Source organism: Marinimicrobium sp. UBA4509, assembly GCF_002388575.1.
Taxonomy (GTDB): domain Bacteria; phylum Pseudomonadota; class Gammaproteobacteria; order Pseudomonadales; family Cellvibrionaceae; genus Marinimicrobium; species Marinimicrobium koreense.
This window is the reverse complement of record NZ_DGMV01000050.1, coordinates 106,647-131,662: the sequence shown is the minus strand read 5'-3', so window position 1 is coordinate 131,662 and position 25,016 is coordinate 106,647. Positions and strand designations below refer to the sequence as shown.

General features: G+C 62.2%; 30 protein-coding genes. All 30 read right to left on the bottom strand.

The annotated features are described in order from the left end of the window. On the bottom strand, window positions 1–2,961 hold a 2,961-nt coding region (locus B3520_RS08625; RefSeq protein ID WP_286875867.1), incomplete at its 3' end, for a phage tail protein. Then, complete coding sequence (locus B3520_RS08620; protein ID WP_286806181.1) at window positions 2,951–3,181, bottom strand: hypothetical protein; 231 nt, start codon at window positions 3,179–3,181, stop codon at window positions 2,951–2,953. The genes B3520_RS08625 and B3520_RS08620, both read right to left, overlap by 11 nt. Then, a complete protein-coding gene (locus B3520_RS08615) occupies window positions 3,181–3,411 on the bottom strand; it encodes a hypothetical protein (RefSeq protein ID WP_286806183.1) in 231 nt (76 codons plus the stop codon). Before B3520_RS08615 ends, B3520_RS08620 begins: the two co-directional genes overlap by 1 nt. Window positions 3,412–3,420: 9 nt before the next feature. Continuing rightward, the gene (locus tag B3520_RS08610; RefSeq protein ID WP_286806185.1) at window positions 3,421–4,236 is read right to left on the bottom strand and encodes a phage BR0599 family protein; all 816 of its coding nucleotides are present in this window, start codon (window positions 4,234–4,236) and stop codon (window positions 3,421–3,423) included. Continuing rightward, complete coding sequence (locus tag B3520_RS08605; protein ID WP_286806187.1) at window positions 4,226–5,914, bottom strand: hypothetical protein; 1,689 nt, start codon at window positions 5,912–5,914, stop codon at window positions 4,226–4,228. The genes B3520_RS08610 and B3520_RS08605 overlap by 11 nt, the downstream gene beginning before the upstream one ends. Before the next feature lie 3 nt (window positions 5,915–5,917). Further along, the gene (locus tag B3520_RS08600) at window positions 5,918–6,868 is read right to left on the bottom strand and encodes a hypothetical protein (RefSeq protein ID WP_286806188.1); all 951 of its coding nucleotides are present in this window, start codon (window positions 6,866–6,868) and stop codon (window positions 5,918–5,920) included. Window positions 6,869–6,880: 12 nt separating this feature from the next. Further along, window positions 6,881–7,726: a hypothetical protein gene (locus B3520_RS08595; protein ID WP_286806190.1), complete on the bottom strand. Its 846-nt coding sequence runs from the start codon at window positions 7,724–7,726 to the stop codon at window positions 6,881–6,883. A 2-nt stretch (window positions 7,727–7,728) separates the two neighbouring features. Further along, window positions 7,729–10,260: a tape measure protein gene (locus B3520_RS08590; protein WP_286875866.1), complete on the bottom strand. Its 2,532-nt coding sequence runs from the start codon at window positions 10,258–10,260 to the stop codon at window positions 7,729–7,731. Window positions 10,261–10,461: 201 nt separating this feature from the next. Then, window positions 10,462–11,034 (bottom strand): DUF6631 family protein, encoded by a 573-nt coding sequence (locus B3520_RS08585; protein ID WP_286806195.1) that lies wholly within the window; start codon window positions 11,032–11,034, stop codon window positions 10,462–10,464. Then, window positions 11,034–11,771 (bottom strand): hypothetical protein, encoded by a 738-nt coding sequence (locus tag B3520_RS08580; RefSeq protein ID WP_286806196.1) that lies wholly within the window; start codon window positions 11,769–11,771, stop codon window positions 11,034–11,036. The genes B3520_RS08585 and B3520_RS08580 overlap by 1 nt, the downstream gene beginning before the upstream one ends. Before the next feature lie 59 nt (window positions 11,772–11,830). Continuing rightward, window positions 11,831–12,004: a DUF7210 family protein gene (locus B3520_RS08575; RefSeq protein ID WP_286806197.1), complete on the bottom strand. Its 174-nt coding sequence runs from the start codon at window positions 12,002–12,004 to the stop codon at window positions 11,831–11,833. Beyond that, on the bottom strand, window positions 12,004–12,441 hold the full coding sequence (locus tag B3520_RS08570; RefSeq protein ID WP_286806198.1) for a phage tail terminator protein: 438 nt from the start codon (window positions 12,439–12,441) through the stop codon (window positions 12,004–12,006). Before B3520_RS08570 ends, B3520_RS08575 begins: the two co-directional genes overlap by 1 nt. Beyond that, entirely contained in the window at window positions 12,438–12,956 is a 519-nt protein-coding gene (locus B3520_RS08565) for a gp436 family protein (RefSeq protein WP_286806199.1), read from the bottom strand. The genes B3520_RS08570 and B3520_RS08565 overlap by 4 nt, the downstream gene beginning before the upstream one ends. Before the next feature lie 3 nt (window positions 12,957–12,959). Next, complete coding sequence (locus B3520_RS08560) at window positions 12,960–13,379, bottom strand: HI1506-related protein (protein WP_286806200.1); 420 nt, start codon at window positions 13,377–13,379, stop codon at window positions 12,960–12,962. An 89-nt stretch (window positions 13,380–13,468) separates the two neighbouring features. After that, window positions 13,469–14,362: a Mu-like prophage major head subunit gpT family protein gene (locus B3520_RS08555; protein ID WP_286806201.1), complete on the bottom strand. Its 894-nt coding sequence runs from the start codon at window positions 14,360–14,362 to the stop codon at window positions 13,469–13,471. A gap of 64 nt (window positions 14,363–14,426) precedes the next feature. Next, window positions 14,427–14,837, bottom strand: coding sequence for a hypothetical protein (locus B3520_RS08550; protein ID WP_286806202.1), 411 nt, complete (start codon window positions 14,835–14,837; stop codon window positions 14,427–14,429). A 60-nt stretch (window positions 14,838–14,897) separates the two neighbouring features. Next, complete coding sequence (locus tag B3520_RS08545) at window positions 14,898–16,040, bottom strand: phage protease (RefSeq protein WP_286806203.1); 1,143 nt, start codon at window positions 16,038–16,040, stop codon at window positions 14,898–14,900. A gap of 254 nt (window positions 16,041–16,294) precedes the next feature. Then, window positions 16,295–16,810, bottom strand: a complete 516-nt coding sequence (locus B3520_RS08540; RefSeq protein WP_286806204.1) for a phage virion morphogenesis protein — start codon at window positions 16,808–16,810, stop codon at window positions 16,295–16,297. Continuing rightward, a complete protein-coding gene (locus tag B3520_RS08535) occupies window positions 16,810–18,021 on the bottom strand; it encodes a phage minor head protein (protein ID WP_286806205.1) in 1,212 nt (403 codons plus the stop codon). Before B3520_RS08535 ends, B3520_RS08540 begins: the two co-directional genes overlap by 1 nt. Next, window positions 18,002–19,600 (bottom strand): DUF935 domain-containing protein, encoded by a 1,599-nt coding sequence (locus B3520_RS08530; protein WP_286875864.1) that lies wholly within the window; start codon window positions 19,598–19,600, stop codon window positions 18,002–18,004. Before B3520_RS08530 ends, B3520_RS08535 begins: the two co-directional genes overlap by 20 nt. Further along, window positions 19,594–21,243, bottom strand: coding sequence for a hypothetical protein (locus B3520_RS08525; RefSeq protein ID WP_286875862.1), 1,650 nt, complete (start codon window positions 21,241–21,243; stop codon window positions 19,594–19,596). Before B3520_RS08525 ends, B3520_RS08530 begins: the two co-directional genes overlap by 7 nt. Then, window positions 21,243–21,791 carry a phage protein Gp27 family protein gene (locus tag B3520_RS08520; protein WP_286807686.1) on the bottom strand — a complete coding sequence of 183 codons (549 nt, stop codon included), beginning with the start codon at window positions 21,789–21,791 and terminating at the stop codon, window positions 21,243–21,245. Before B3520_RS08520 ends, B3520_RS08525 begins: the two co-directional genes overlap by 1 nt. Window position 21,792: 1 nt before the next feature. Continuing rightward, window positions 21,793–22,095, bottom strand: a complete 303-nt coding sequence (locus B3520_RS08515) for an ArsR family transcriptional regulator (RefSeq protein ID WP_286807687.1) — start codon at window positions 22,093–22,095, stop codon at window positions 21,793–21,795. Window positions 22,096–22,102: 7 nt separating this feature from the next. After that, window positions 22,103–22,405: a DUF2730 family protein gene (locus B3520_RS08510; RefSeq protein ID WP_286807688.1), complete on the bottom strand. Its 303-nt coding sequence runs from the start codon at window positions 22,403–22,405 to the stop codon at window positions 22,103–22,105. 1 nt (window position 22,406) lies between these two features. Then, on the bottom strand, window positions 22,407–22,586 hold the full coding sequence (locus B3520_RS08505) for a hypothetical protein (protein WP_286807689.1): 180 nt from the start codon (window positions 22,584–22,586) through the stop codon (window positions 22,407–22,409). Beyond that, entirely contained in the window at window positions 22,583–22,804 is a 222-nt protein-coding gene (locus tag B3520_RS17580; RefSeq protein ID WP_422655511.1) for a hypothetical protein, read from the bottom strand. The genes B3520_RS08505 and B3520_RS17580 overlap by 4 nt, the downstream gene beginning before the upstream one ends. Continuing rightward, on the bottom strand, window positions 22,704–23,120 hold the full coding sequence (locus B3520_RS08500; protein ID WP_286807690.1) for a hypothetical protein: 417 nt from the start codon (window positions 23,118–23,120) through the stop codon (window positions 22,704–22,706). The genes B3520_RS17580 and B3520_RS08500 overlap by 101 nt, the downstream gene beginning before the upstream one ends. Beyond that, the gene (locus B3520_RS08495; RefSeq protein WP_286875860.1) at window positions 23,120–23,815 is read right to left on the bottom strand and encodes a transglycosylase SLT domain-containing protein; all 696 of its coding nucleotides are present in this window, start codon (window positions 23,813–23,815) and stop codon (window positions 23,120–23,122) included. The genes B3520_RS08500 and B3520_RS08495 overlap by 1 nt, the downstream gene beginning before the upstream one ends. A gap of 2 nt (window positions 23,816–23,817) precedes the next feature. Further along, window positions 23,818–24,087 (bottom strand): putative holin, encoded by a 270-nt coding sequence (locus B3520_RS08490; protein ID WP_286807693.1) that lies wholly within the window; start codon window positions 24,085–24,087, stop codon window positions 23,818–23,820. Window positions 24,088–24,429: 342 nt separating this feature from the next. Beyond that, window positions 24,430–25,016: hypothetical protein (locus B3520_RS08485; RefSeq protein ID WP_286875858.1), on the bottom strand; the 587-nt coding region annotated here is incomplete at its 5' end.

The following is a 25,016-nucleotide window of genomic DNA, read 5'->3' as shown; positions in this document are numbered from 1 at the left end:
GGACCAGTTCTGGCCATCGGTGCTGTAAAACAGCGTGCGCTCAGAGCCTTCGCTGGTCTGGCCGAGGCCGACCCGGACGAGAAAGCGGCCCGCCATGCGCTGCACATGACCGGACCACAGGCCCCGGTAAAGGCCTTCGCCAAAGTCCCCATCGGCCAGCAGTTGCGGGGTTACCAGCTCCCAGTCGACCAGGTTGACTGAACGCCACATCCTGGAATTGACCGCATCTGGGCGCGACATCCAGATGCGCTCGCCCTCGCGGATCACTGCCACGTAGTAGCCATTGCCGTACGCAATGCTGTTCACCGTTGTGACGTCCGCGCGGTTCTCATCCAGCACGGGAGGCAGCCGGTGCTGCTCCCAGGTGCTGCCATCATCCGACGAAAACAGCAACTGATTGCCCCACAAAAACAGCCGCCCATTGATCACCTCGCTGAACGACAGCCCGGTCACCGTGGCTGAATCCGACGGCGAGGGCAGCTCCGTCCAGGGGCCATCGAGCGATGCCGCCTCAGACAGGAAACCGTTGAACACCCGCACCCAGCGGCCGCCGAACCAGTACACCGTGCCGGTCCAGAACATCGGCAGTACCGAGTGGCGCGTCCAGGTTTCGCCATCAACGCTGGAGACCAGGTACTGCTCCCCGCTCACGTCCAGGTCATTCCACCGGCCAACGTACACACCGTTTTCAAACCCCATGATGTTGATGTACAGCTGGCGGCCGCTGATGCCGCCACGCGGCGCAATCACACCCGGGTCATAGGTGCCGCCCCAGGCATAACCCCAGGACTTGCCATAGCCGGCCGCCACATAGTTAAAGGGGATCCGCACTGATTGGTAGCTGCGTGTGTCGGTGTCGTAGTCCAGCGCTTGGCTGTTGATCACCAGCTCGACCAGCCCCGAGTAACCGGCGAACAGCTCCACCACCGTGCCGTCGATATTGGATTCCGAGGTCAGCACCTGGCCGTTATCAACACGCACCAGGCTGGCGTTGTAGGTCACCTCCGGTGCACCGGCGTTCAACATGCTGGCGTCCACCAGCTGATCCTCAATCACCACCTTGTCCCGCGTGGACCAGCTCACGCGGAGCACGCCGCGCGCGGCCGCCGGGTAGGCTTCGCCGTTTATCCGGATACGGCCCGGCGGGTACGGCCGCCCGGGTCTACCGGCCAGGGTAATCACATCGCCGGTGGCGTCCTCAGCGGGCAGCGTGGCGGTGCTGGTACGGCTGCGCAGGCGGGCGCTGACGGTTTCGCTGGCCTCATACTCGACCGTTTCCACACCAGCAAAGCCGCCGCCGTAGAACCACACCCGGGCGCCAGCGGCGTGGGCGGCCGGTACCGTATCGATACAACCACGGGCCAGCGTGGCCGTCAGCGCCTCGGCATCGATCGCATCCACCCGAAAAATCTCATCGTCAATCAGTGCGGCCGTGCCGACTTCCACCAGGTCGAGATCCGCCGCGCCGGTCAGGTTTACCGCCACGGCCACCTCACCGATCGGCATCTCGTCCACCAGCTCGGCGGTCGGGCAATAGTCGCCATCGGTGCCGGTTGTCCATTCGGTGGCGCCCGATGGTTGCGTCTGGAGCAAGAAGTTTTTGCCCAGGGGATTGGCTTTAAGGGCAAGCGCGGCCACCCAGGCGCCGGTGTCGTTCTCGGCGATATCTCGCACCACGCCCAGGGAATCCCGGTAGTTCAGCTCCACGACGCGCAGGGTGTCGATCGGCTCCGGAGTAATTTGCGGCGGCACATAGCCGGGCGGTTGCGCGGTCACGTAGCTGGTCGCGGGCAGGCCGAACACATCCTGGGCGGCGTCGATTTCGATGGGGCCCTGGCGCAGCTCGGAGTTGCGCACTTGGCCCACCCGCAGAATCATGTTCTCGATTCCGCGGCTCGGTACCGAGATGCGGAACACGGCGCCGGGCTGCAGCTGATAGCCGCGCCGGTCCATCCGCAACTTGAACCGCTTCACCCCGGTGCTGCGGGCCCGCAGCTCACGCTGCGCCACCCGGTAGGCCAGCTCGGCCGTGGGGATGCCGGTGTAGCTGAGCGTCTGGCTGCGCACGGCGCCGGCGCTCTGGATACCTGCGAGGTTTTGCACGCGCACCTGGCGATCTTCATTCGTGATGGGATCCCGATAGGTGACGATCACTTCGTTCACCGCCTCGGCGGGCGCGCTGGTGCCGTCCTCATCGATGGACACCAGACCGCTGTCGTAATCAAACAGTGGCAGGGTCTGTGGGTCGTAATCGTCCCGGATCAGGGCGATCTCCCAGCGGCCGGTAAAGTGGTCCAGGTACACACTGCCGCCCACGTGCTCCACCATCTCCTGGGTGAAGTCCTCCACCGAGCTGCTGCGGTTCCAGCGCAGGCAGAGGCCAAAGCTCTCGGCCACCAGCTGGTCCGCCGCCGCCTCAAACGAGGTGCCGACCATCTGGCGCGGGTTGCCCAGGCCCCAGTCCGGATCCGTCAGCGCTTGGTAGATGATGTGGATCGGGTTCATGGCGTGGATGTCGCCACCGGCCAGCTCGATCTTTGCCGCGAGCGGGTACCAGGGGTTGTCGCTGTCCCACCCGGCGGTGGTGCGACGCACCCGCAGGCTCCACGGCTTCGGGTAGGGGTTGAGGGAAGACACCAGGCCATCAAAGAACAGGGTCAACCGGCCACGGAATGCCGGCACCAGGCCGTCCAACATGGACGCCAACCTAGTGCTCACCGGTTGGGTCGGCTCGCCCATCATCACTTCCAGTGGGCCTTCCACACCGCCTTCGGCACTGTCGCCACCGAACAGCTCGCGGGCGTTGATCTGCACCGTCTGGTTGCCCGTCACGTTGCCCGTCCAGGCAGTGCGATCGGCCACTTTGATTTCCACCAGCGCATCCACGGGCCCACGGCACACACCCATGTGAATGCCCATCAAATAGTCGTAACCAATGGTCTGCTTGCTGCTACCGCCCACGTTTGGCCTCCATCATTTCGGCGTGCTCCACCAGGCGCAGCGCCAGGCCATCGCCGGTGGCGCGCAGTTGGCTGGCCGGGATACCCTCGCGCACAAAGGTGCGCCAGCTGATGCCGCGAGCGTTAAACCAGCGCCGGGCCCCACCGCTGCAATAACCCGGCTTGCCGGACAAGCCCGGTACCGAGCGCAAGTGCTCCAGGCGCACCATCACATCCGCCATCACTTCTTGCCCCCGCTCTTGATGGGCCGGGTGCGGAAGTTGCCCAGGCCCAGCACCATCCAGTCGGTCACCCACACATCGCCAAAAATCACACACTGGGGGGTGCCTTCATCCGGTACCGGGAAATCAAAATCACTGAGCGAGGCCGGTTTTGGCTTCTCCGGTTTGGGCGTGGTGACGTAGCTGATTGCGTAGGCCACCACCAGTTGCAGTACAAAATTCCAGACCATGGTTGCCTCCTAAAAGATGGGGTTGCCGTCGAACGGGCTGCGGCCCGGCAGGTGCGGCACACCGCCATAGTTCGCGGCGTTGTTAAAGCGGCTATCGCACACCTCAATGGTGCGCGGGCAGCCCGGGTAAGCGGTCACGGCCTGCCCCTGAACCAGCCCGGCCGTGCCGCCAAACATCACGGCCGTGGTGCCGGTATGGCTTTCGATCGTGCGCCGCTCCACCTCGGCATCACCCACGGGCCACTCAATAAAGCCGCCGGTAAAGTAGTCATCCGCAAAGCCGTTCAGCGCGGCCACTTCAATGCTCAGTCCGTTCAGGCCGGCAATGGTGCCCGGCACCTCAAACTGGGTTTTGTCCACACCGCAGCCCCGGCCATACAGCGCATAGGGGCAGTTGCGGCTCCAGCTCAAACGCAGGCCCGGTTGCGCCATGGCCGCCTGCATGGATTGGCAGGTGATCTTGCAGCGGTCCTCAGCCGTCCACTCCACGCCGTGGATCCGGCCCACCCAACTGACCAGGGGTTCTTCGTCCTGGTAGTGCACATCCCGCACAGTGAGGGTGATTTCGCGGCTGACGATCATGCCCCGGTACAACTGCGCCACGCCCAGGTCGTGCGGGCCGATGATCTCGAACGCATCGGCCTCGATGTCGCCGGTCTGGCGGGTGCCGTTGTCGGTAATGCTCGTGCTCACGTACAGCACACCAGCGTGCTCGATGTCCCGATCGGCCGTGCAGTAGGCCCAGCGGTCCTGCCCGCGCTCAAACAGATACAGGCGAATGGGCTGGCCATCGGCCAGGCTGGTTTCCCGTGCATCAAACGTCATCGTTCACCCCGCGAAACACCAGGCCGCAGCGGGCAATGGTGTTGGTTTCGTGTTCAATCTCCACGCCGTCATCGTCGAGCCGACACAACACCAGGTAGGAAATCATCCGCACCTGGTTCGGCGCGATCTGCTGGCCCAGGGAGCTGTCGATCTGAACCTGTTCGGTGTCATCGTCCTGCTCGGCGGCGCCGGTGATTTCCCGGTACCAGACGGTGCCGTCGAGCAGCTGGATGCGGATGTGCGATCGCTCCGGCCGGCCGTTCACAAAGCGGGCGTAGCCCACGTTGTCCACGCTCAATGTTGTGGCGCTTTCGGTGACGATCGCATTGATGGTCAGGTCGCTGGCGAATGTCGGTACCCACAGCGGTACCTGACGGCCGCGCAGGGCGTATAACAGGCGGCGCAGTTGGTCTTTCTCTTCCACGCCCTCGACCAGCCAGCGGTGCTCGCGCAGATCAAAGCCCCGGTCGGCGGTGTCCATTCGGCGCGGCGCGTTGCTGCCGTTGTCCAGCTCCAGGAGCAGGCGTGCAAAGCCGTGGGTCAGGTTGGTGCTCTCCTCCGGGTGCTGCTCGAGGACCGGATAGCCCTGGTACTCGGCGGCGGGCATTTCGGCGGGCCAATCGCACACATCCAGCAGCGTCCAGCTCACCTCAAATTCACTGGCCTGATCGTGGTAGCGGAGCAGCTCGGGTTGTTGCACCAGGTGGGCGCTGCGCACCGGGTAAATCTTGGTACCGCGACGCCAGGCGTTTTGCAGCGGGCGGGCGGTGTCCAGGCCGGTCGCGTCGATCACATCAATCTGCGCCACTTCCCAGGTGAAGGCATCGATGTACAGCATCACCAGGCCGCCCACCTCAAAGTCGTATCCGGCGGTGTCGCAAGGCACGCGGCTGACGCCGGCGTCCAGTTCGGTGGCCAGCCACTGCACGTCCGGGGCGATGGGTACCGCAAAGCTGCGTGAGCCCCAGCCAACCAGGGTGTGCTCCAGCAACTGGCGTTCACGGCCCTGGAGTTTGTACACGGCACTCAGTCCACGCCGTGGCGCCAGGCGCAGGGCGCGGCGCTGTTCGGTACCGGTGGGGCTGCGCAACACATCGGTGGCCCAGGCCAGGGTTTCTACCACCGGCTCGCTCCAGTCCACGGCGAAGGGCCAGCCGATCACCCGGGTACCGGTCACCGGTACCGCGACGGTCTGCACATCAAACACCCAGCCGATGGTGGCGCTCACGGTGGCGGGGCCTTCCGGCTGCACGGCAATAAACCACTCGTCCTCGGTCAGCGCCGGGTAGCTGTAGGGCGGAACGTCCGGCCCCTGAATGTTGATGCCCTCATCCACGCCGGTGATTTCATTCAGCTGACGCGGCCCGAAAAACGCATTGAACACCCGCACCGCTGTTACCTGCTCGGAAACGACGTTGCCCAGGTCAATACGCTGCGGGTTGATGTGGATGCGGTTATAGAAGTCGCCTCGGTAGCTGTTCACACCGAAGCCGGTGCGGGCGCTCGGATTGGCGCTTACCGGCAGGTTGGATGCCACGGCGGTGATGTCGGCGTTGGCCACCAGGCTGGCGTAAGGTGGCCACCAGTCCAGGGAGAAGCCCATGGTGGCATCGCCCAGGTTTGGGTTATCGATGCCACCAGTGGGAGATGAAGCGTAGAACCCATCGAGCACGGCCATCGGTTACGGCTCCGGGTCGTAGCGGATGGCCCAGCCCATGGTGCCGGAGTGATCACCGCCGGACGATGTGGTGCCGTCGCGCTGATCGGCGTTCTTGCGGTAGAACGGGTAGATGCGCCATTGGTCATCACCCAGCGTGATGATCTGGCCCGGGTCGTAGTTATCTACGCGCAGAGTGCGAGCGTTCTGCAGGTCCACTACCAGGCTGCGCTTGTCTTCGTTGCGACGGACAAAGAGCTGGATGGGAATCAGGACGGACTCGCTGTTCCAGCTGTTGGGGCTGATCTGCACCAGGACGTTATGGGTTTCTGAAATCGCACCATTGCCGTTGCCCGAATAACTGGTGTTGGGAGCCAGCCATCCGGGTACATCCGGCAGGTCGACGTGCACCGTGTGTTCGGTTCGGTAGTCGTATAGTCCGTAGGGTTTCCAGAAAATTCCGGTTGTGGACTGGTTGGCTGTGCCGGACGCTCCGCCTGAAGGCGTGATGTAAACGCCGCCATTGTTCGACGACGTGGCCAAGCGGTTCGCATTCGCGGCTATCCACATGCCGGTACCAGGCACCGAAATAGATGAACGACCGAAGGCCAGCCAAAAGTGGTAGTCAACCGAGAATTTTACAAGGGCAAAAACTTCATCAGGGTCGGTGAACAGATGGATATCCAGATCCATCGGCCACGTCGGAGCCGTAACGTTGGTGGATGGCGGCCCCATACGCGGCTGGATACCCGAGGGCTCCAGCAGGCCGCCGCTATAGCCGGTTCCGCCGTGAATGTGCAACCCTTCACTGTATTGTCCATCCGCGTCCTCGCTGGTAACCACCGTCAGCTCCGCCGCCAAATCGCTCTTGGTCAGCACGTTGCCATTCTGCGTCCAGCCATTGAGCACACAGGCGTTGATGATTTCGGACCGGATCTCGCTCCAGCTATTTACCGTGGCACTGTAGTGCGGCATATAAAGCTCCTATTAAACGTTGGGGTCCAGGCGCAGGGCGTAGTAGTCAGCAAATCCGGTGCGGCTCACATCCTGAATCACGACGTAGTCATCACCGCCAACCGTCAGCGTGTTCTCGACCGCATTGTTGAAGCCGCTGATATGAAAAATGCCATCCAACTCGCCGTAAATGCCCTGACTATCGTTCAGCATCACCGGGAGCAAAGGGTAGTTTCCATCGGTATCCCGAACGTTCTCGCTGCTGGTCAACTGGTTATCCACCCACGGCCACGTGTCGGGCACTCGCCAGGTGCCATCGTTAAAGCGCATCCGGCAGTTGTCCCGATTGCCTTTTGCGTACATCGAGTGGCTCGAATCACTAAAACGGGTTTCACTCTCATTGGTGAGCATGCCGCCCACAAACACCGGATAGGGGTACTGGCTCGGCGTGGCATAAGGCAGGAATTTACCCGCGTAGGCGCTCTCATACACCGGCGTGCCCACCTTCATCGCCAGGGCAATGCGCTGCGGGTTCACCGTCAACCAGTAGTCGATCCGGTTGTTGTGCGCCGGTAGGCCCAAGAGGATCGCGCCGGGCTGGCTTGCAAAGCTGTTGCCGGCCACGTAGCCGGTGAAGCCCGCCACCGTCATGTTGTACACATCGGCGCTGGCGTTCTGGTAGCACCGGAAGCCCACGAAGATCTCCTCGGTGCCGCTATAGCCCTCGCCCTTCAAAATCAGCTCGCGGTTGTCGATCGTGTCGTCATAGCGCAGCACCTGCCAGAAGCCGCTGGCCAGGGCAAAGCTGCGGATCTTGTCCAGCATCATGTAGTGGGCCAGCGTGCCCACGTTCTCTACAAAACCAATCTCGTACGGCATCGTTACACCTTCAGCAGTTGGCGGAATTTTTGGGGGTTGCGGCTGATCATTACGGTGATCGCCTCTTCGCCGGCGCGGCCGCGCATATAGCTGGCAATGCGGTCCGGGTCGTCGATGTAGTTCAGGTTGATGTTGTTGGCTACCTGGGCGCTGAACGCCTTTGACGGCTCGTCCAGGCTGGCTTTGCCCAGGCTCGGCGCACCCATCTCCGGCGCAGGCACACCGGCCAGGCCACCGGTGTTGTGGCGGGCCGGGTTCCAATCGTCCAGGGCGGCCATGCCGCGCTTGTTGAAGTCTTGCAGGAAGTCGAGCGCGCCGGGCTGGGTGGTGACGGCCGCGCGGGTCACGTATTCCTTATCGCTGAGCATGGCGGGGATGCTGTCGCTGGTGCCGGTACCGGGGCCGCGCACCTGGCCACCACTGGCGGCGAACAGGGCGCCGATACCACCACCAAATAGACTGCCAGTAATGTTCTCAGCCAAACCTTTGGCAGCCATGTCGGCAAGCGCATTGGCCACGCTCTGGCCCAGTTGGCTGATGGCATCACGCAGGTTCATGGTGCCGTCAGCCAAGCCTTTGATAGCAGAGGAAAGCCCAGACTCCAAACCCTGCTCCAGCGTGCGCTGAAGCTCACTGGTACTGGATCGCAGCTCCTTGACCTGGTTGTCCACCATCTGTAGTGCAGCGCGGGCGGCTTCACCCACTTGGCCCGGTTGTTGCGCCAGCTCTTCGAGCAGCGGGCGCTGCTCTTCAAGCACATTGGCCGTCTCCCGGTGCAGCTCCAGCAGTCGCTCGCGTGCCTCCACCTCACTGATGGCACCGGTGGAGCGCTGCACCTCAATGCTCTGCTCCTCGCGGGCCATGCGGCCCAGGGTGTCGTCGATGGCGGCTTCCGCTTCGCTCAAGCGCGAGCGCAGCAGCTCCAGGTCCATCAGGTTGCGCACGGTGCGGGCACCGCTCTCGTCACCCCGGGTTTCCAGCCGTTCCAGCAGTGCGCCGTAGCGTTGCTCCAGCTCGGCCTCCGCAGCGGCCGCTTCGTTGCCCTGGGCGCGCAGCAGGCGCACCTGGAGTGAGGCAATCTCCGCATCATCCTCGGCCTGCTGCTTCAGCGCTTCCTGTTTGCGTAGGGCTTCGTCCGCTGCATTAGCTCGCTCCAGCAAAGTGCCGGAGAGTTTCATCTGCTCGATTTCATAGCGGCGGGTGGCTTCGGCGGTGGCTTCGAACAGGTCCGCTTCGCGTTCGAGTTGGGCGACGAACTTCTCTCGATCTTTTGCGGCCTTTTCAGCCTCGCTTTCTGAGTCGCCGCCGTCTCCAAGCTGAATAGGCCGGCTGTTCCGGTCTGCATTGAGTTGCTGCCCGAGAGCGCCGGTCGCGTTTGCTATGGGGTTGTCGATAGTGCGGCTGATGTTCTGCACATCCATCGCTCGCTGGATGCGGGACTGAACATCCGCAAGCTCCTGACGGAGCTCGGCTTCGTCGTAATACTCAACCACCCCACCAGGTCCGAAGAACTTGATGCGGCTCAATGGGCCACTGTTCAGTGCGTCAAGAATAGAGCTTTCGAGCTGGCGCAGGTCTCTTAGGTTGGTTTCGTCAGGAGAGGCAAGACCACTCCACTGGCTCAGAAACTCCAACGCCTCAACCAGCTCGCCAGCCTGCCCCACCAGCTTTAGAAAGCCGTTGGCAAGCGTGATAACGCTCCGTTGAAACTCCGGGTCGGTGACGATATCCCGCAGCTCATCAATGCCCTCCACCAGTGGACCGGTATCGGCTTCTCCGAAGGTCACGAGTAGATCATTACGCAGCTGCTGAAGTGCCTGACCAACGGTACGCGGCATACGCTGGAATTCCGCATCAATGGTGTCGGCAGTCCTCAGTAATGCCTGCGTGACAACCTCGGTAGTCAGGCGCCCCTGCTCGCCAAGGGCGCGAAGCTCTCCAATCGTCACACCCAGTCCATCGGCAATGGCGCGGGCCAACCTGGGGCTGTTTTCCAGAACGGAATTCAGTTCCTCACCGCGCAACGTGCCGCTGGCCATGCCCTGGGAAAGCTGAAGGGTCGCCGCCGCCGCTTCTTGAGCGCCGGCGCCACTGACGATGAAGGACTGGTTAATGGCGCGGGTGACGGTGAGCAGATCCTGGTTGCTGAGCTCCAGTTGATCGGTGGAGCGGGCCAGGCGAGCGTATAGGTTTACAGTGGAGCCGAGCTCCTGTCGCGTGTCCTGCGCCAGCGCGTAGGTCGCATCAAACACTTCGTTAAGCTCTTCCTGGCTGTCGGTGACCAACCTTAACTGGCTGCGCAGGTTGGTCACGGCATCCGCCGAGCGCACAATCTGGCGCACCAGCAAGCCACCGCCGAGGGTGGCCAGCAGGGTACGCAAGCGACCAACACCACGACCCATCCGGTCCATGCCCGTGCCGGCACGGTTCGCCGCTTTACCGGTATCGTCCAGCTCACGCTCCAGGCGCTGCAGGTTGCGCTGGGCGTTGTTCAGGTCGGCGCGTACGCGCAGTGCGAGGTTCAGGTCAGCCATGGCGGTCTCGTCAGGGGTGTATTGCCAAGGCAGTATCGCGCGCGCGGGGGTCAGTTGTAATTTTGCGCACGCAAAAGAAAGCCCGGACATGCCGGGCTAAAGGGCTCAACCAGAGCCGAGGAGAGTAACGCGGGGGCTAGCTGTATTTTTCCAGTTCTTTGAGGGCTTCGTTGACTTTCTTGCCACCGTTAAAGCCGAGATTCACCGCTCGGATGGCGTCGCTTCGTTTCCGGTTTTGGGCGCGACTGGCGGCTGCGTAGTAGAGGAGGATTTGCCGCTGGGTGTATTGCCCGATTCGGTCCGGGTCGTGCCCGTGCTCGATGAGGCAGTGGTAGATGTCGCTCCAGCGTGCCGGCTTAGCGCTCTTTCCTGGGCGGCGCGTTTGAATACGCTGCGCAAAAAAAAGGGGCTGTTCACTGCCCACCAGGCATCCATCAGGCGCTGGCCATCCTCGTTGCTCAGATCTTCAATAAAGGAACGGTCCACATCGGCGGCCACGGCAATCAGGTCCAGCGTGGTGTCGAGCTGCTCGGCCAGCACGGCCTCTACCGCATCCAGCTCCGGCGCACGCTCACCCACCATAATGTCGTACAGCGCATCCAGCAGCGGCTGGTATTTGGGGCGCAGGCGCAGTCCTTCCACAAAGCCGTATTCGCGCACGGTGACCTTCTCACCGCCCACGGTCAGGGTGTGCTCGGGGTGCAGAATGGCCAGGTCGTCCGCCCCGTCGGGGGCGGAGTCCTGGGCGGGCTTTTTATCCACTCGCTTGGCCATTACGCATCGGCCTGCTGCAGGGTGCGACCAAAGCCACCGAGGTTGCTGTTGGCGGCGTTCAGCTGATCAAACAGCGCGGAGCCTTCCAGGGGGAGCTCACCATATTCGTTGGTGATCAAGTTGGTGTCACCAAAGGGGCGGAACTTCACCCGGTACAGCTCCAACACCACCGGCTCGTTGTTGTCGGTGTTGATGCCATCGAGTAGCAACCAGCGCTCCTGCGGGCGGGTGGTGAACATAGTTACGGCGTTGGCAGCGGCTGCCGAATAATCCGCGGTTACCGGGTCGGCCTGATCCGCCAGGAACTCGATCAGGCCAGCGGCCGCACTTTCGATGCGGTAGTCGGTCCCTTCCACCAGCGGTACGGCATTGGCCTCCAGCACCACGTCGCTGACGAAGTTGTTATCCAGGCGAATTACTTCACCGGCCACAATGCTGGTCGGCAGCGCTTCGTCCGTCACGGTGTCGGTGGGCAGATCGACCTGTTCGCCGTAAAAGCCCAGCGCCAGGTTCTCCGGTGTCCAATCGGTCAGGGTCATATTGACCGTGGCAGTTTTGCCCAGGTCCAGATCACCAATCTGGTTGCGGTTACCGCTGTAGCTTTCCATCATGGTGGCGTTTTCGGTGCTCATTTGCAGCTGCAAAGTGGGCGCGTTGCCCACCCACACCTGCTTCTCAAACTTGCCAGCGCTGGTGCGGGTGGCCAGCCAAATCTTGCCCTGGAATGAAAATAACATGGCGTCGCCCTCGTGTCGGTGCTTGCTCTAAGTGTCGTTCGGTTTCGGTGGTGGGCCGATCAGTCGGCGGGCCCGGCCACCTTTTTACGGTCAATCAGCCATTGCTTCTGGCGCGGCGTCACGCGGATCTTGTCGCCCTTTTTCTTGGGCTCACCGCCATGGGTGTGCCGGTCGATCAGGGTCACTTCCTCGCGCTCAACGGGTTTTGCGGTGGCTTTCTTTTGGGTGGTCATCAGGCCGCTCCTATAAAGTGTTGGGTTTGGAACACATCACCCCACAGCAGGGTGTTGTCGTCGTAGTCGATCACATCGCCCCCGGCCCACTTCATGGGGCGCGCCCCTTGCTCGGGTGGGGTCCAGCCAATCAGCGCATTGCGCACGCCATTCAAAATCGGGTTCAGGGCGTCTTTCAGTTCGCCCCCGGTCACATCCCGGTAGTTGCGCACGGCCACCACCACACCCAGGGTCACAATGGCTCGCTGGCGTCCGCCGCGCGGCTCCTGGTTGTCCGGTCGTTCGCGGGTCAGCACCACATAGGCGCCGGGTACTACAAAATCTCTCAGGTTCTGCACCGCCGCAAAGCTGGCGGCACCTTCTACTGCGCGCAGGGCGGTCACCTGCTCACGCACCCGGGCAATTACCGGGGCCGTATCAAAAGGGGCGGAACTCATCGAAAGCCCTTCAACTGGTCACGGCTGAACACTTTGGGGTCGCTGTCAAAGCGCACGTCCAAAAAGTCCGGCGAATTCAATACCTGGTCATCGGCGCCCAGGCTGAACTTGCCCTGCTCGATCAGGCTCAGGAGTTTCATGGCGTCGTTGTAGGCGCGCACGATCGGGTCGGTGCCCTCACTGCTGATACGGTCTTTGTGCAGGTAGTAGCGGGCGATGTCCCGCGTCCAGCCGGTCACCAAACCGGGCACCGGGTTCAGCGGCAGGGTGTAACGCCGCTGGGCCAAAAAGCCGTTGATCAGGCTCTCGGCCTGTTCCACCGCACCGGTGATGCGCTCCAGGGCATCGTCGGCATCGGCAATCTCTTCGGGCTCCCAGGCGGTGCGATCCTCATTGCGCAGGCTCGCCTCCATAAGCTCGAAATCCACCACCGGGCGATGCGCAGGGCTCGCCACCTGGGCCAGCTCACGCGCCCCAGGCAGCTCCGCCAATTGTTCGGTGGTGATGTAGTCCATGGCTTAGAGGTCCACCTCGGCTTCTTCCACCACCAGGTTCGGGTCGCGCTCCAATTGCTTGCGCTGGGCGTCAGTCAACGCGGCCACTTCAATGCCGATGGGTTCGCGGGTCCAGCGCATGCCGGCACGACGGTGCCCACCTTTGCGGGTGGAGCGGATCATCAACACCGGTGTGGGCTCACCATTCTCAGCCGCTTTTTCGGCGGCTTTCTGCTCGGCGTCTGTGGCGGGCACCTGTTGGATCGTGGTGGTATCACCTTGGTCCGAAGCCTGCTGTTCCTTATCGGTGGCAGCCTGCTCGCTTCCGGCCGGTTTTTGCTCGGCGCTCTGGGCAGCCTTCTTTTCCGCGTCGGCGGTGGTCTTCGCCGCCTGGGCGGTCCCGGCCTTCGCCTGGGCGTTCGGGTTGTTTTTACGGGCAGCCATGGGGCCTCCTATAAAAGTCGTTAAAGAGATAGGGCAAATCCTTTTCGCCCGGCTTCTGACCGATTTCCTACTCGGCGTGGATTATTCGCTTACGCCAACCAGCTGGTGTCCAGTACATCCACCACGTCGCGGTTGATGTTGGTGGCGCCGTTGGCGGCACGCTCGGCCTTCACCACTTCCAGTGCCTGGGCGCGCAGCGAGGGCGGCACCACCAGCAGGTTGGGTCGAATGTTCAGCGGGCGGCCGTTGTCGCCTTTCATGCTCTTCATGGCGGCGTACACGCTGTTGAAGTTGTCAGCGGTCAGCGCCACCTTCGCCTTGTGCGCCAGCTGCCACAAACCAAAGCCGACGTTACTGCGGCCGTCCACGCCATAAAGGAACTCTTTCTTCAGGAACACGTTGTCATCCTGCTCGGAGTCCTTCATCACGAAGTTGTACGGCTTCCGGTTCTGGTAAATGAAGGGGCGAATGGCCCGCGAGGTGTCCAGCAGGTACCACTCGGTCTCTGCACCATCGGTGAGGTTGCTCACGCTGGTTTCGCTTCCGTCCGCAGCAAGCACGGGGTGGTCGGTATCGAAGAAGGGCTGGCCGTCGTAGCACTCTTCGGTCTCACCTTGCTTCATCAGGGCAAACACCAACTCGTCCGGATGCTCGCGAGAGTCCTGCCCGAGCTGCGCCATCAACGGGGTGTAAATCCCGTACTGGTCATCCTCGAACGCCTCGCGGGGCACACCCACGGTGTTTTCCCAGGTCTTGTTCTTGATGGTGTAGCCGTGCTGCTTGATGGCCTGGATCACGCGGTCACCGATCCACTCGCGGAAGCGCGTGGTCTGGCCCAGCCAGGCATACTCTTCTGAGCTGGTGGCCGAGGGCACCTCAGTGGTGATCTGGGTGTAGTTCACCGGAGCGCCATCAAAGGCGTTCTGGAAGGTGGCCTTAAAGCCGGTGTAGGCCATGCTCAGGTTCTGGCGATTCACAATCATGTCTGCTGCTCCCGTTCGGGTTGTTCGCTATGCGCAACGGTGTTGCGCGGTTCGTAAGGGCCGGTTATGCGCCGACGCGCACCCACACGCCGGCGTCGTCCAGGTCCACAATCTCGCCCGCGATGGAGCGGGTGCTGGTGCCGTCGGTCAGTGCCACGGTTTCGTCGTCAACAATGAAGGCATCGCTGCCGATGTTGGCGCGGGTGATTTCGTCGGCACCGGCACTGTTCTTGAAGTTGAACACACCGGCACGAATGGGCGCTGAGATATCGCCTGCCGCGCCGCCGGTGTTGTCCGCCCGCTCCTCACACACACCGCGAGCGGTCAGGTCGGTGGCGGTGGCGCCCGGTACGGCGTTGCCGCTCGCGTCCAGGCAAGCCAGCGCCCCGGTATAGATGACGGTGTCCGCAGCCACCGGGTCGTTGTACTGGACGCCGTCACGGCGCTTGATCAGTCGGTCATTGGTCAGAGGCATGATGGCGTCTCCTGAATTACGTTAAGGGTTCGGGTTAAAGCACAACCGGGTGCGGGGCCGTTAAGCCGCCGCGCCGGTCCCGTCGGTTTTGTACTTCTTGAAATCTTCGGGCTTCACGCCCATGCGGCTGCACACCGCCAGTTCGTCCTCGGTGAGGCCGGTGCCCTCATCCACCGGTGATTCGCCCCGGGTTTGCGATCCGCGCAGGGCGGCAATGGGCTGGCTGGTTTCCAGGTACTTATTCAGCGCGGCCATGTCTTTCTTGCCCAGGTCGCGCGCCCAGTCTTCCATGCCCTTCACCAAGCGGCCGTCTTCAAGCGCTTCGTCAATCAGGCTTTCGAGCTGCTGGTCTTGCTGGCCCTTGAGCTGCTGGCTCAGTGAGGCCACTTCACTCTTCAGGCTGTTGAGCGCACTCACCGGCACATACTGGGTCGGGTCCGGCTCGCCCTGTTCGGCTTTGGCTTTCAGTGCGGTGCAGGCGGCCACCACGGTGGCGGCGTCGGCGTCGTCTTTCTCGCCCAGGGCTTTTTTCACACCCACGAGCGGGTCAGCGTCCAGGCGCTTACTCAGAGCGGCCAACGCCTGCTCCTCGGTGGTGTTCTTATCCAGGTCGAGCTTTGCCAGTAGTTTTTGCAGCAGGTCCACGGTCTCATCCTCCAGGGTTGCCCCGAACGTGGCGGCGGCACGGAGGGATAATTCCTCCATGCCGTCTATAGCGGGGTTATTGGTCAGCGCACCCATTACCAGCTCCATCACCTCGCCGGTTTTGGGGTGGTAGCGGTGCACCGGTGAAAAAAACAGATACTCTTTATTGTTCACGGCCTCGCGGGCTCGGGCCGTCAACTCAATGGTGGCGAACAGGCCTTCGCCTTCGCGCCATTCCAACTCTTTGAACCAGGCCGCCGCCGGAGCAGGTTGGCCGTTGTCTTCCGCGCGCAGGGTCTGGTGTTCGTAGTCGATCACCATCGGGGTTTTGCGCTGGCGGAAACGCTCTATCACTTTGGCCGCTTGCGCCTGGTTGATGGTCCAGCCGTCGGTGGTCATGGGGCGACCATCGGCGGGGTAGAACTTTCCGGCGGGGAACACTTGCACGGTGGCCAGTCCGTCATCACCCACGGCCACTTCAAACGCGCATGCGGCCAACGCAATGGTGGCAGCGCGAGTGGCGGAGCAAATGGCAATTGGCAGAATCTTGCGGTGCATAGCGTCTCTCGGTTAGTGGCGTGTTGGTTAAGCCGTTATCCAGAGACTAAAGCGCGGGGCCGGTGAAGTCTTTTTGCGCGCGCAAAAATATAAATCGGTGGGGTTTTACATTCGTGCCGGGTCAGTCAGGGGAATGATGCCGTGAGTGGCTTCTGGGAGGATTTATAAACGCCCTGCATCGGGAAATTCGAGCGAGTGGATAGCCTGCACTCAGAACGCAACACAGGGCGTTACAGGCGGGGTTTTTATTTTACTCAGGAAAGCGCCTGGCGGAGGGTTTCCATCGCCTCTTCGACAATCATTTCTTCGTCGTCGGAGCTGACCCCCAAAAACGGGCGAGCGGGTAACCCGGGGTGGCTCACTTTTTTGCGCGGCCCAGGTCCGCCCGGCCACGAAAGTGCTTTACCGGATTTGGGTGTGATGGTGTATGGCCGGGTACCGAACTGATGCCACACCGCCGTCGCCTGGTCAGAACCGACGAGCACAGCGGCGCTCTCCAATTGGTAACGCAGAAAGCCACCGAGCCGACCTTCCAGCCATAGAATGCGGTTGGCGTTTTTGCGTTTGACTCGGCGGTAGGATGGCGACAGCGGTGCCCAGGGTGTTCCGTCCGGCGCACGCTCATCCCGGAATCGATCTTCGGTGCTGGCCAGCAACCCCTCACCAATGCTGGCCAACATCGGGCGTGGGTTGGTCGTGACTTCGAGCGCACGACGCAGGGCATCAAGCGCAGCGTCGCTGTCCAACTCCAGGCGTACACCGTCAGCCATCAGCCAATCCTCCGCTCGTACACGCGCTCACCGACGCGACTGCGCATCAGGTCATCACCCGCGCCCGCTTCCCAGCCGTTGCTGCCCCAGTCGAACCATACAGGCACGGGCTCGTTGTTGCCCGGCAGTACGAAGCGAGAAACAAACCGTCGACGCACCACCGCCTTTTCAATATCGGAAAACCATTCCAGCCGGGTCCAGATTTCATCCGGGGCCCGAACGGTTTCCGCCAGGGCTCCGGTGAGCTCCGGGCGTTGCGGTAGCGGTTGGGTCATGCTCTGGCTGTCGCGGTCACGCAGCAGGTGGCTGCCGATCACCAGGTGATCGCCTGCGCGATCGCGAACAATCTGGGGGCGGTCTTCGGCATTGAAGCGGCGCAGGAATTCACCGGCGTAGAACGCCGTATCACGGTCGGTCGGCAATAGCGACTGGGTATTGAGGGTGCGCGGTTCGGGCATGGTTTCCAGTGGGCCGCCGCCCGGTGATGGGCGGCCACCACCGCCACCGCCGTGCGGCGGCATAAATCCGTTCAGGCGCGAACGGCCGGGCTGATACTCGAAACCCGGATCCACCCCTTCGGGGACGCGCACGGTGCGCGGTCCACCGGGGCTGCGCTGGCCAATCTCACGCTCCTCCCAGTTCAGCGCGGGTGCTTCGTCCGGTCCGTCGCGGCCCATGCGCTGCAGGTCACGCTCGCCCAGCGCCCGCACACGGCATCCGCAACCCCACCCATTGGTGGGCATGTTCGTGCGCCACCAGGGATCGTCCCAGCGCAGAATCATTCCATCCCACGCCTGGTGTTGCAGGCGTGGATTTTCGGAGCCGCTGTGAATGTACTGCCAATAGGGGCGGCGCTCGCGCACCTCCATCAGCTGCTCGTAGCGGCCTGCCATGTAGGTGGTGTTCAGGTTGGTCTCGTAGATCACGCGGCTGCGCCAGTTGCGCCCGCCGTTATAGCTCCAGCCGTGGCGGGCTACGATGTCATCAAAACGCGATCGGAACTGCTCGAGCGTTTCACCATCGTTGATGGCTCGCTCCACCGCCTGGCGAAAATCCGCCACCAGGTCATTGCGGTTGGCGCCGGCCACCATAAAGGCGTAGTCGTGCTCGGCGGCGTACACATCCGTCCACGCCTCGGTGGTCATGTTCAGTTTGCGCCGCAGAAACTCCGCCTGCTCGCGAAACGGCAGATTAAGTGCGCGCAGCGCCACCGTTGGCCTCCTCCATAATGTCGTCCCGCCCAGTCAGCTCCGCCACCCGCAGTGCCTCTGCCATCAAATCGGCATAGCGCTCAATGTCCATCTCCGGCAGCAGCGCCAGCAGGCCATCGCGCACCTGATCCAGACTCTCGGCGTCGTTCACCAGGGCGCGGATCCGGTCGATCCATTCGTCGGTCACCGTTTGCATTTCATCGTCCAGGTCATCCGCCATGGTGCGCTCTTCGCGCTGCCGGTTCAGTGCGGCGGTGGCCATCGCTGGCGGTTGCGGCGGGTTGGCACCCAGGCGTTTTACCGGCTGCAGAATATCCTCGTCATCTTCCGGCTCGGGAATGCCCACACGCTCGTGGGCCCACTGGCGCGGCACACGGAAGCCGAGGTTCACCAGCGCGGGCACACTCTTGGCGAACTGCGCCATGTCTTCCCGCTCGCTGGTATCGAACACAAAGCAGGGGCAACGGTCGGCTTCGGTGGCCAGTCCGTTCAGCACCGCAATGGGCCACACCAGGTCGCGGGTCAGGGTTTTCTGGATCTGTTTGGCATCCGAATCGGTCAGCTCTTTGCGCACTTCGTTGTGCACATTGCCCAGGGCGTTGGTGCTGCTGGCACCGTCCGCCTGGCTGGTGAGCGTACCGCCGAGAATGGCTTTGCTCTGGGCCTTGTCGCACCACTCCATCATCAACTGGAACGCACCCGGGTCACCGTCGGCGGCTTTCTGGAATTCAATATCCATGCCCTGGGGAATAATGCCGGCGGCGTTGTGGCCAATCATGGCCAGCGCGCGCATCAAGGTGAGCTTTTCTTTCTGGGTGGCGCCGCTCGGGTATTTACCCAGGCGCAGCGGAATGCCATAGATTTCCAGGAATTCGGCCAGGTCACCCACGCTGTAGTTTTTGAACAGGTACGGCCAGGCCAGCACGCGGAACAGGGCGCTGCGCTCCAGCCAGCCGCTCTTGGCCTTGTGGGTGTGCACAATCCAGCCGAAGGGCTGTAGCGGCTCGCCATCGGCGGGGCCACGCAGGCGAATCTCCTGGGTGTAGCCACGCTTGAACTGGAACCAGGTTTGTGGGCGGTGCTGTACGGATTTGGGCAACCAGAAACCGGCGCTGCGCCGCCACTCAATTTCCAGGCAACAAAAGGCCTTGCCGATGCCGTCGGTCACATCGAACATCAGCTCCGCAAAATCCTCCAGCCCGGCGATCACTTCCTGCAGCTCGCGGGCGGCGTTCTTCTCTTTGGCGGTGGGGTTGCGCGGCGGCACGATGGACCAATCCAACCCGGCCACGGCCCGGCGGCGCTTGCCCATCTCCGCCATGATGTGCGCGTCCTTTTCTTCCATGTCTTCATAGAGCTCGTACTGAGCCATGATGTCGCCCTGCTCGGCGCTGTCCATAATCTGCGCCAGCTTGCTCGGGGTCAGGCCCCTGCTCGGGTGGCCCTGGAACTCGCGCTGCAGGGCGATGCGGTCGGCGGTTTGCGGCTCTTTGAGGTCACGGGTGTTCACGCTGCTGCCATCCGGGGTGAGCACCCGGGCGGCAGCGGCCACCAGGCTTTTGAATCGTTGGGTTACCATGCGCTGGGCTCCGGTATCATAAAGTCGTCATCCTCGGCGTTATCAAAGCCCCGGCTGTGTTTGGGTACCGGGGTAAAATCGATCTCGCCACCACTCATCCAGCTCGCCCGGTTCGCCATGGCCAGGGCCACCGCGAAGTCCCCGTGGCGTTTGTTCTTGGCGGAGCTGCTGTCATTGTCTTTGGTGCGGCCCTTGTCGATGACGGGCACGCCTTTCTCCACGGTGATGTGCAGCAGGTCATCCAGCACGTTCTGGTGGCGCGGCACCTCCATGTTGAAGCTCTCGAACTCACCCTTGAGCTTGGGCATCCACTCGGCGTACCAGGGAATGTTCAGCATCACCTGCTCAATCATCCCCGCACCAAATTTCAGCGCGGCCTGCTCGGCCAGGTAGCCGCCGTTGCCGGTGGCATCAAAGGCGCCGCCAGCGAACCGGGGCAGCCGCTCCAGGATGAAGAACATCACCTGGCGCTGCTGCTCGTAGGTGAGGTTGCGCAGCTCCACCACAAAGGGGGTGCGTTTGCGTAAGTCCGGCATCACTGCCAACGGGGCAAACACGGTCAGGTCGCCCCGGCGGGCGAAGTCTTCCCCGAAGTAGTGGCGATCCTGCGGCCGCAATCGGTTCAACTCGGGCAGCAGGTTGTCCAGGCACCACTTCTGGATCTCGTCCTCGCGCTGCTGGTTGGTCCAGGTCTCGAAGCCCTCGGGCGCCTCGTAGCGGAAGATGGGGATTGACCGATCGGCCACCATGGCGGCCTCGATGAGTACGCGGGAGAGGTAGCCGCCGCCAGACTTCTTGGGAATGCAGCCGTATTCTTCCTCGGCACTCTCGGTGTTGGGTGCGTTCTTGTAGAGATCATTGCGCCACTTCTTCTCCGCCTCCGGGGACCACTCCTGGTTGGTCACGTAGCAGATGCGCTTGTAGAGACCTTCGGCAATGGCATCGTCCAAGGTAATGGTGTGGATGCTGTAGTCCTTACGGCCTTCCTTTGCATCCTGAATCAGTGTGTTGAACAGGTTGTCTACGCCGTTGTGCGTGCTGATCAGCCGCACCTTGTTGCCCCACATGGTCAGCGCCAGAGCCGCTTTGAGCAGCTCTTCCAAAGCCTCATGGAACGCCGCCTCATCGATGACGACATCACCCTGCAGACCACGGAGGTTGCTCGGGCGGGAACTGAGCGCCTGGATTTTATGCCCGCTTTTAGGGAAGCGGATCATGTAGGTGAGGATTTCCTCTTTTTTGGCGTCGTCCCAAAACGTCTGTTCGTAGACGTCCGCCTCGGCCAGTTCATTGAACGCACGAGCAAAAAGGGCGCAGGCAGCGATGTACTCCAGGGCCATTTCCTGCTTGGAGCCGACATAGAAGGTGTTGCACCCACCACGGCGCCGTGGCTTCGCTCCCTTCATCACGTTGCGGCCGGCTTCGGCCCAGGTGAGCCCCGTCCGCCGGCTCTTCTGGCCGATCATTATGGGGCTCTCATCTTCAAACCAGCGCTTCTGGTAGCCCAGGAACACGGCATCGCCGCCCGGTACCGCCTCGGCGATATCCTCCGGCACCACCACACCGTAGGCTTCCATCTCCGCCTGCAGGTCGATCTTGCGAGCGGGGCCCACGGCCTTGTATTTACCCATCCGATCGGCCATTACGCTTTACCCAGTAACACGTTGCGAATGCGGTCTTCGAGCTGCTCGCTCATTCCATCGGTGCCGCGCAGCTCTTCCAGTTTGGTTTCCTGCTCGGCAATGAGCTTTTCCCGGGCCAGGCGCTCCACCTCGCGGCGCTGCTCCAGGCTCAACTTGCGGGTGTGCATGATGTCCTTGGCGGCGCGGGCGAGTTTGCGCACATCTTCGATGTCGAGCTCTTCATCGCCCTGGCTTTCGAACAGCACTCGGTTGGCCAGCGTGGTAACGGACTGAACAAGAAGGGCCCCGGCTTTGTCGTCGGGGTTTTCGCCCAGCTCTTCCACCATGATGCGGGCCATCTGCTCTTGCTGGCGAACCTGCTCCATCATGGTGTCGAAGTTCTGCCGGTACCGGCCCAGGGCGCTACGGCTTGGGTGCTCCACGCTCGGGAATTTGTCCTGCAGGTCGTTGATCAGCTCATCCAACGTCAGGCGGTTTTCCCGCAGCCGCTTTTCAATGTGGCTGCGCACCTCGGGCTGGAGTTTGTCCACGGTGGATTTGCGGCCCATGTCAGCGCGCTCCCGGGCGTTTTACGCCATCGATCACCACGCGGCCTTCGGCCACGTCCTGGCCACGGCTGGTCAGCGTGGCAATCAGCAGGTCGCTCACATCCTGAATGTCCACCAGGCCCTGCTCCTCCAGCCAGCGCAGGTGGCCTTTCACCTGATCCCGGCTGGGGCTGTGGCCGAAGGTGTCTAGCAGGTTGTACAGCACGGAGCTGTTGGCGCGGTAGCTGGGCATGTCTACCAGAACCCGAAGAATGACCAGGCGCTGATCTTCACGCAGGTAGTCGGCGAAGGGTTTCTTACTCATGGGGCACCTACTTGTTGTTGAGCAAATAATCGTTCATTCGGTTGACGGCGGCCGTTAGCCCCTGAAACTCGCGGATGAAGCTGCCCAGTTCACCCTCAAGGCGATCCAGCTTTCCATAGAGCTTCGCGATGGTTGCCTGGCTGGGGACGTCGTTTATACGGCTTTCCAAGGTAGCAACTCGCTGCTCCATCTTGATCTGCTCAGCGCCGTCTGCTTTGCTGCGAGCTGTCCACCACGCGAACACCGCACAGCAGGCGGTAATTAGCCACGCCAAAAAGCCCCAACTGAACTCGATATCATCCAGACTCATATCAATCACTACCCACGTCGATTACGCGGCCATCCTCCCGCCGCACTATGTTGGTGTACCCCGCTGGCTCCCTGCTCAAGTAGCCCTCATCGATGTCGCGGATGTAGGGCACGGTTTCTCCGACCAGCTCCCAGTACCACAACTGGGAGTCTTTGCACTTCTCGATGTAGATCGCTTTCACGGCGGTTGCGCCTCGCGCTCGTGGATTTTCTGTATCAGGTCCGACAGGCGGCCTGCGCATACGGCGTACTCGTCGTACACCTGTTTCAGCACCAGGGCGACGGCGTCCGGGTGGCGGTCAGTCGTCCCGCTCGGCGGCGGGCACTGCACCAGTAACGCCGCCGGCAGCGGCCTGGGCGGCTCGGGCCCGCGCGGCGGAGAGCTGGCGCATGACGCCAACAGGAAACAGGCAATCAACACGGTCAGTGTTCGTCTCAGCCAGCGCATCGCGTAGCTCCTCGGTGGTTTGTTCATCGGCCAGGCGGCGGGCATTCAGGGCGCGGTCAATGGCCTGGCTTTGCTCGCCGGCTTTCAGCACGAGCTGCTCCCACTCGCTCATCATCCCGGTGAGCTGCTCAATGGTCTGGTCCCGGCAGGCGGTGCGTTCATCCCCGGCGGCGCCGGAGTGGCCCCATTGATACATGGCGTAGTGGCTGGCCAGCAGTGCGCCGGCCGCCACTATCGCTAACACCACTCGGCCCTTTGTCAGCAGCATCAGAATCGGCTCCTCACGCACACCCCGGGGCCCCAACCCCGGCGGTGGTACAGCGGTTCAAACTCCAGCAGCACCACTCGTACGTAGTGGCGGTTCTCGCGGAAGTTGGCGGCGCTGCGCCCGGCGTTGTGGTGTTCTATCTCGTCAAACCAGGCGAGCCCACTGGCTCCAGAAGCCAGCGCCCGCTGCCGGTCGCGGTACACCCACGCCAGTCCGCCGTTGTAGGCGCTCAATACCATGGCCCAACTCTCGCAAGGGCCCTCGGCCTGGATTCGTTTATCCACCTGCTCCATTAACCACCGGTCGTATACCACCATGGCTCGCAATGCCCAGCCGGGGTTGTAGGGGTCGGGATTCGCCAGGGAGCGATCAACGTCCGGAATCCATTCGGCGGTGGCGGGCATGAACTGCGCGAGACCTGCGGCACCGACGGGACTCTTGGCAGCGGTTTGCCAGCGGCTCTCCTGGTGGACCTGGGCGGCCAGCGTAGAAATGGGGGCGTCCAAGCCGAAGCCCCAGTGCGCTGCACGCACCAGGGTGGCGCGGTGGCGTTCGGCGGCGGCCGGGATCTTTGAAGCCGATGCTGGTGCGCACTGCACCAGGGCCAGAGCAAACACGGCCAGCAACGTCGTCACGGCGGGCAGTATCCAGGCTGGAGAGCGACGGCTGTGGTCTATTCGCTTGACGGTAACCATGGTTAAAGCCCCAGCGTCAGACCAAGCACACAGGCCAGCACAATCACCGCGCGGCGCAGCATGGCCATCGAGCGGGCCCAGTGCGCGTTCCGGTCAATCTCAGGTGAGGTATGCGCCAAGATGTGAGGTCGGGCATAGGGGAACAGCGCCCGGTCGATCCAGTAGCCCAGAACTGCGCCGAGCATGACCATCGCGCTCTTGTAGGCCACCACGGGCAACTGGTGCGGCGCAAGAAGGGCGATCAGAAGAAAGACCACCAGCGTGGCAATCATCCACCCCAGCAGCCTGGGGCGTCGGGTGGGTTCTACTCCAGGGAATCCATACATGGGGCCTCCGCGTCGGGTTGAAGTTCAATGCCTGTGTTCAGGTTTGAATTCCAGACTACGCGTGAGGCTGGCGCGGTGTCGTTTTGCGCGCGCAAAAAGAATCGAGAGCCAAAGGCTGGGATGATGTTACGTCGAACTAGGCTGGCGGAGGTGTGGAGCGTGAAAGTAGGTATTGTATTTCGTCCGGGGAACCTATGGATAGGTGCGCACTGGTCGCCTTACAACCGTCGTTGGTGTATCACCCTGATCCCCACGTTTACGGTATGGATCACTCTGAAGGGTGGCAGGTCACCGCTTGACGGCCGGTGCAACCGGGGGCATAACGATCGCTCTAATGCGGCTAATACTCGCGGATAATGAAGTATTGAAATTGTCCTTTTCCACCTCCAGGACGATGGCGCCAGTGTCAGCAGCCATTTCACTCATCATCGAGTGAATCATCTGATCATGCTCTGGATTGTGAGCGGAAACGGTGTACTCCACTGCGAGAGAGAAGTTATCGAGCAACTTTGAGATCTCTTCCAGGTGGGGTTTTAGTTCATCGCTCCAAAGCACCTCAGCGTCTAGCGCCAACGAGTCAAGTCGCTTTTTTGTTTCATTGATCTCGGGCAATCTCCGCTGCGCCCGTCTAGCCATTTCGTAGATTGCCAAATCTCCGAACATGAACTGGACCTCTGCTAAACGCCTTGGCTCACCCCGCATTATCTCGACGATTGGGCGGCGTGCCGCTTCGATCTGATCACGGAGCTGGTAGAGGCATAGGACTAATTCCTTGGCCAGTTGGTACCGATCCTGACCAACCAGCTGCCGGCGCCAAGTATTCAAACCCAGCCAGGCAACTATGGCTGCAGATACGGCGGCGCCTGCCACAGAAA

Bases quoted from the DNA above. Each gene is read 5' to 3' on its own strand.
- B3520_RS08525 (WP_286875862.1), bottom strand. From the start codon at position 21,243: ATGGCCGATCGGATGGGTAAATACAAGGCCGTGGGCCCCGCTCGCAAG.
- B3520_RS08610 (WP_286806185.1), bottom strand. From the start codon at position 4,236: ATGACGTTTGATGCACGGGAAACCAGCCTGGCCGATGGCCAGCCCATT.
- B3520_RS08595 (WP_286806190.1), bottom strand. From the start codon at position 7,726: ATGCCGTACGAGATTGGTTTTGTAGAGAACGTGGGCACGCTGGCCCAC.
- B3520_RS08560 (WP_286806200.1), bottom strand. From the start codon at position 13,379: ATGGCTGCCCGTAAAAACAACCCGAACGCCCAGGCGAAGGCCGGGACC.
- B3520_RS08575 (WP_286806197.1), bottom strand. From the start codon at position 12,004: ATGACCACCCAAAAGAAAGCCACCGCAAAACCCGTTGAGCGCGAGGAA.
- B3520_RS08530 (WP_286875864.1), bottom strand. From the start codon at position 19,600: ATGGTAACCCAACGATTCAAAAGCCTGGTGGCCGCTGCCGCCCGGGTG.
- B3520_RS08545 (WP_286806203.1), bottom strand. From the start codon at position 16,040: ATGCACCGCAAGATTCTGCCAATTGCCATTTGCTCCGCCACTCGCGCT.
- B3520_RS08620 (WP_286806181.1), bottom strand. From the start codon at position 3,181: ATGGCGGATGTGATGGTGCGCCTGGAGCACTTGCGCTCGGTACCGGGC.
- B3520_RS08540 (WP_286806204.1), bottom strand. From the start codon at position 16,810: ATGGCTGACGGTGTACGCCTGGAGTTGGACAGCGACGCTGCGCTTGAT.
- B3520_RS08570 (WP_286806198.1), bottom strand. From the start codon at position 12,441: ATGAGTTCCGCCCCTTTTGATACGGCCCCGGTAATTGCCCGGGTGCGT.
- B3520_RS08500 (WP_286807690.1), bottom strand. From the start codon at position 23,120: ATGCTGCTGACAAAGGGCCGAGTGGTGTTAGCGATAGTGGCGGCCGGC.
- B3520_RS08565 (WP_286806199.1), bottom strand. From the start codon at position 12,956: ATGGACTACATCACCACCGAACAATTGGCGGAGCTGCCTGGGGCGCGT.
- B3520_RS08550 (WP_286806202.1), bottom strand. From the start codon at position 14,837: ATGCCTCTGACCAATGACCGACTGATCAAGCGCCGTGACGGCGTCCAG.
- B3520_RS08585 (WP_286806195.1), bottom strand. From the start codon at position 11,034: ATGGCCAAGCGAGTGGATAAAAAGCCCGCCCAGGACTCCGCCCCCGAC.
- B3520_RS08555 (WP_286806201.1), bottom strand. From the start codon at position 14,362: ATGATTGTGAATCGCCAGAACCTGAGCATGGCCTACACCGGCTTTAAG.
- B3520_RS08590 (WP_286875866.1), bottom strand. From the start codon at position 10,260: ATGGCTGACCTGAACCTCGCACTGCGCGTACGCGCCGACCTGAACAAC.
- B3520_RS08605 (WP_286806187.1), bottom strand. From the start codon at position 5,914: ATGGCCGTGCTCGATGGGTTCTACGCTTCATCTCCCACTGGTGGCATC.
- B3520_RS08510 (WP_286807688.1), bottom strand. From the start codon at position 22,405: ATGAGTCTGGATGATATCGAGTTCAGTTGGGGCTTTTTGGCGTGGCTA.
- B3520_RS08615 (WP_286806183.1), bottom strand. From the start codon at position 3,411: ATGGTCTGGAATTTTGTACTGCAACTGGTGGTGGCCTACGCAATCAGC.
- B3520_RS08490 (WP_286807693.1), bottom strand. From the start codon at position 24,087: ATGATTGCCACGCTGGTGGTCTTTCTTCTGATCGCCCTTCTTGCGCCG.
- B3520_RS08520 (WP_286807686.1), bottom strand. From the start codon at position 21,791: ATGGGCCGCAAATCCACCGTGGACAAACTCCAGCCCGAGGTGCGCAGC.
- B3520_RS08580 (WP_286806196.1), bottom strand. From the start codon at position 11,771: ATGTTATTTTCATTCCAGGGCAAGATTTGGCTGGCCACCCGCACCAGC.
- B3520_RS08600 (WP_286806188.1), bottom strand. From the start codon at position 6,868: ATGCCGCACTACAGTGCCACGGTAAATAGCTGGAGCGAGATCCGGTCC.
- B3520_RS08515 (WP_286807687.1), bottom strand. From the start codon at position 22,095: ATGAGTAAGAAACCCTTCGCCGACTACCTGCGTGAAGATCAGCGCCTG.
- B3520_RS08495 (WP_286875860.1), bottom strand. From the start codon at position 23,815: ATGGTTACCGTCAAGCGAATAGACCACAGCCGTCGCTCTCCAGCCTGG.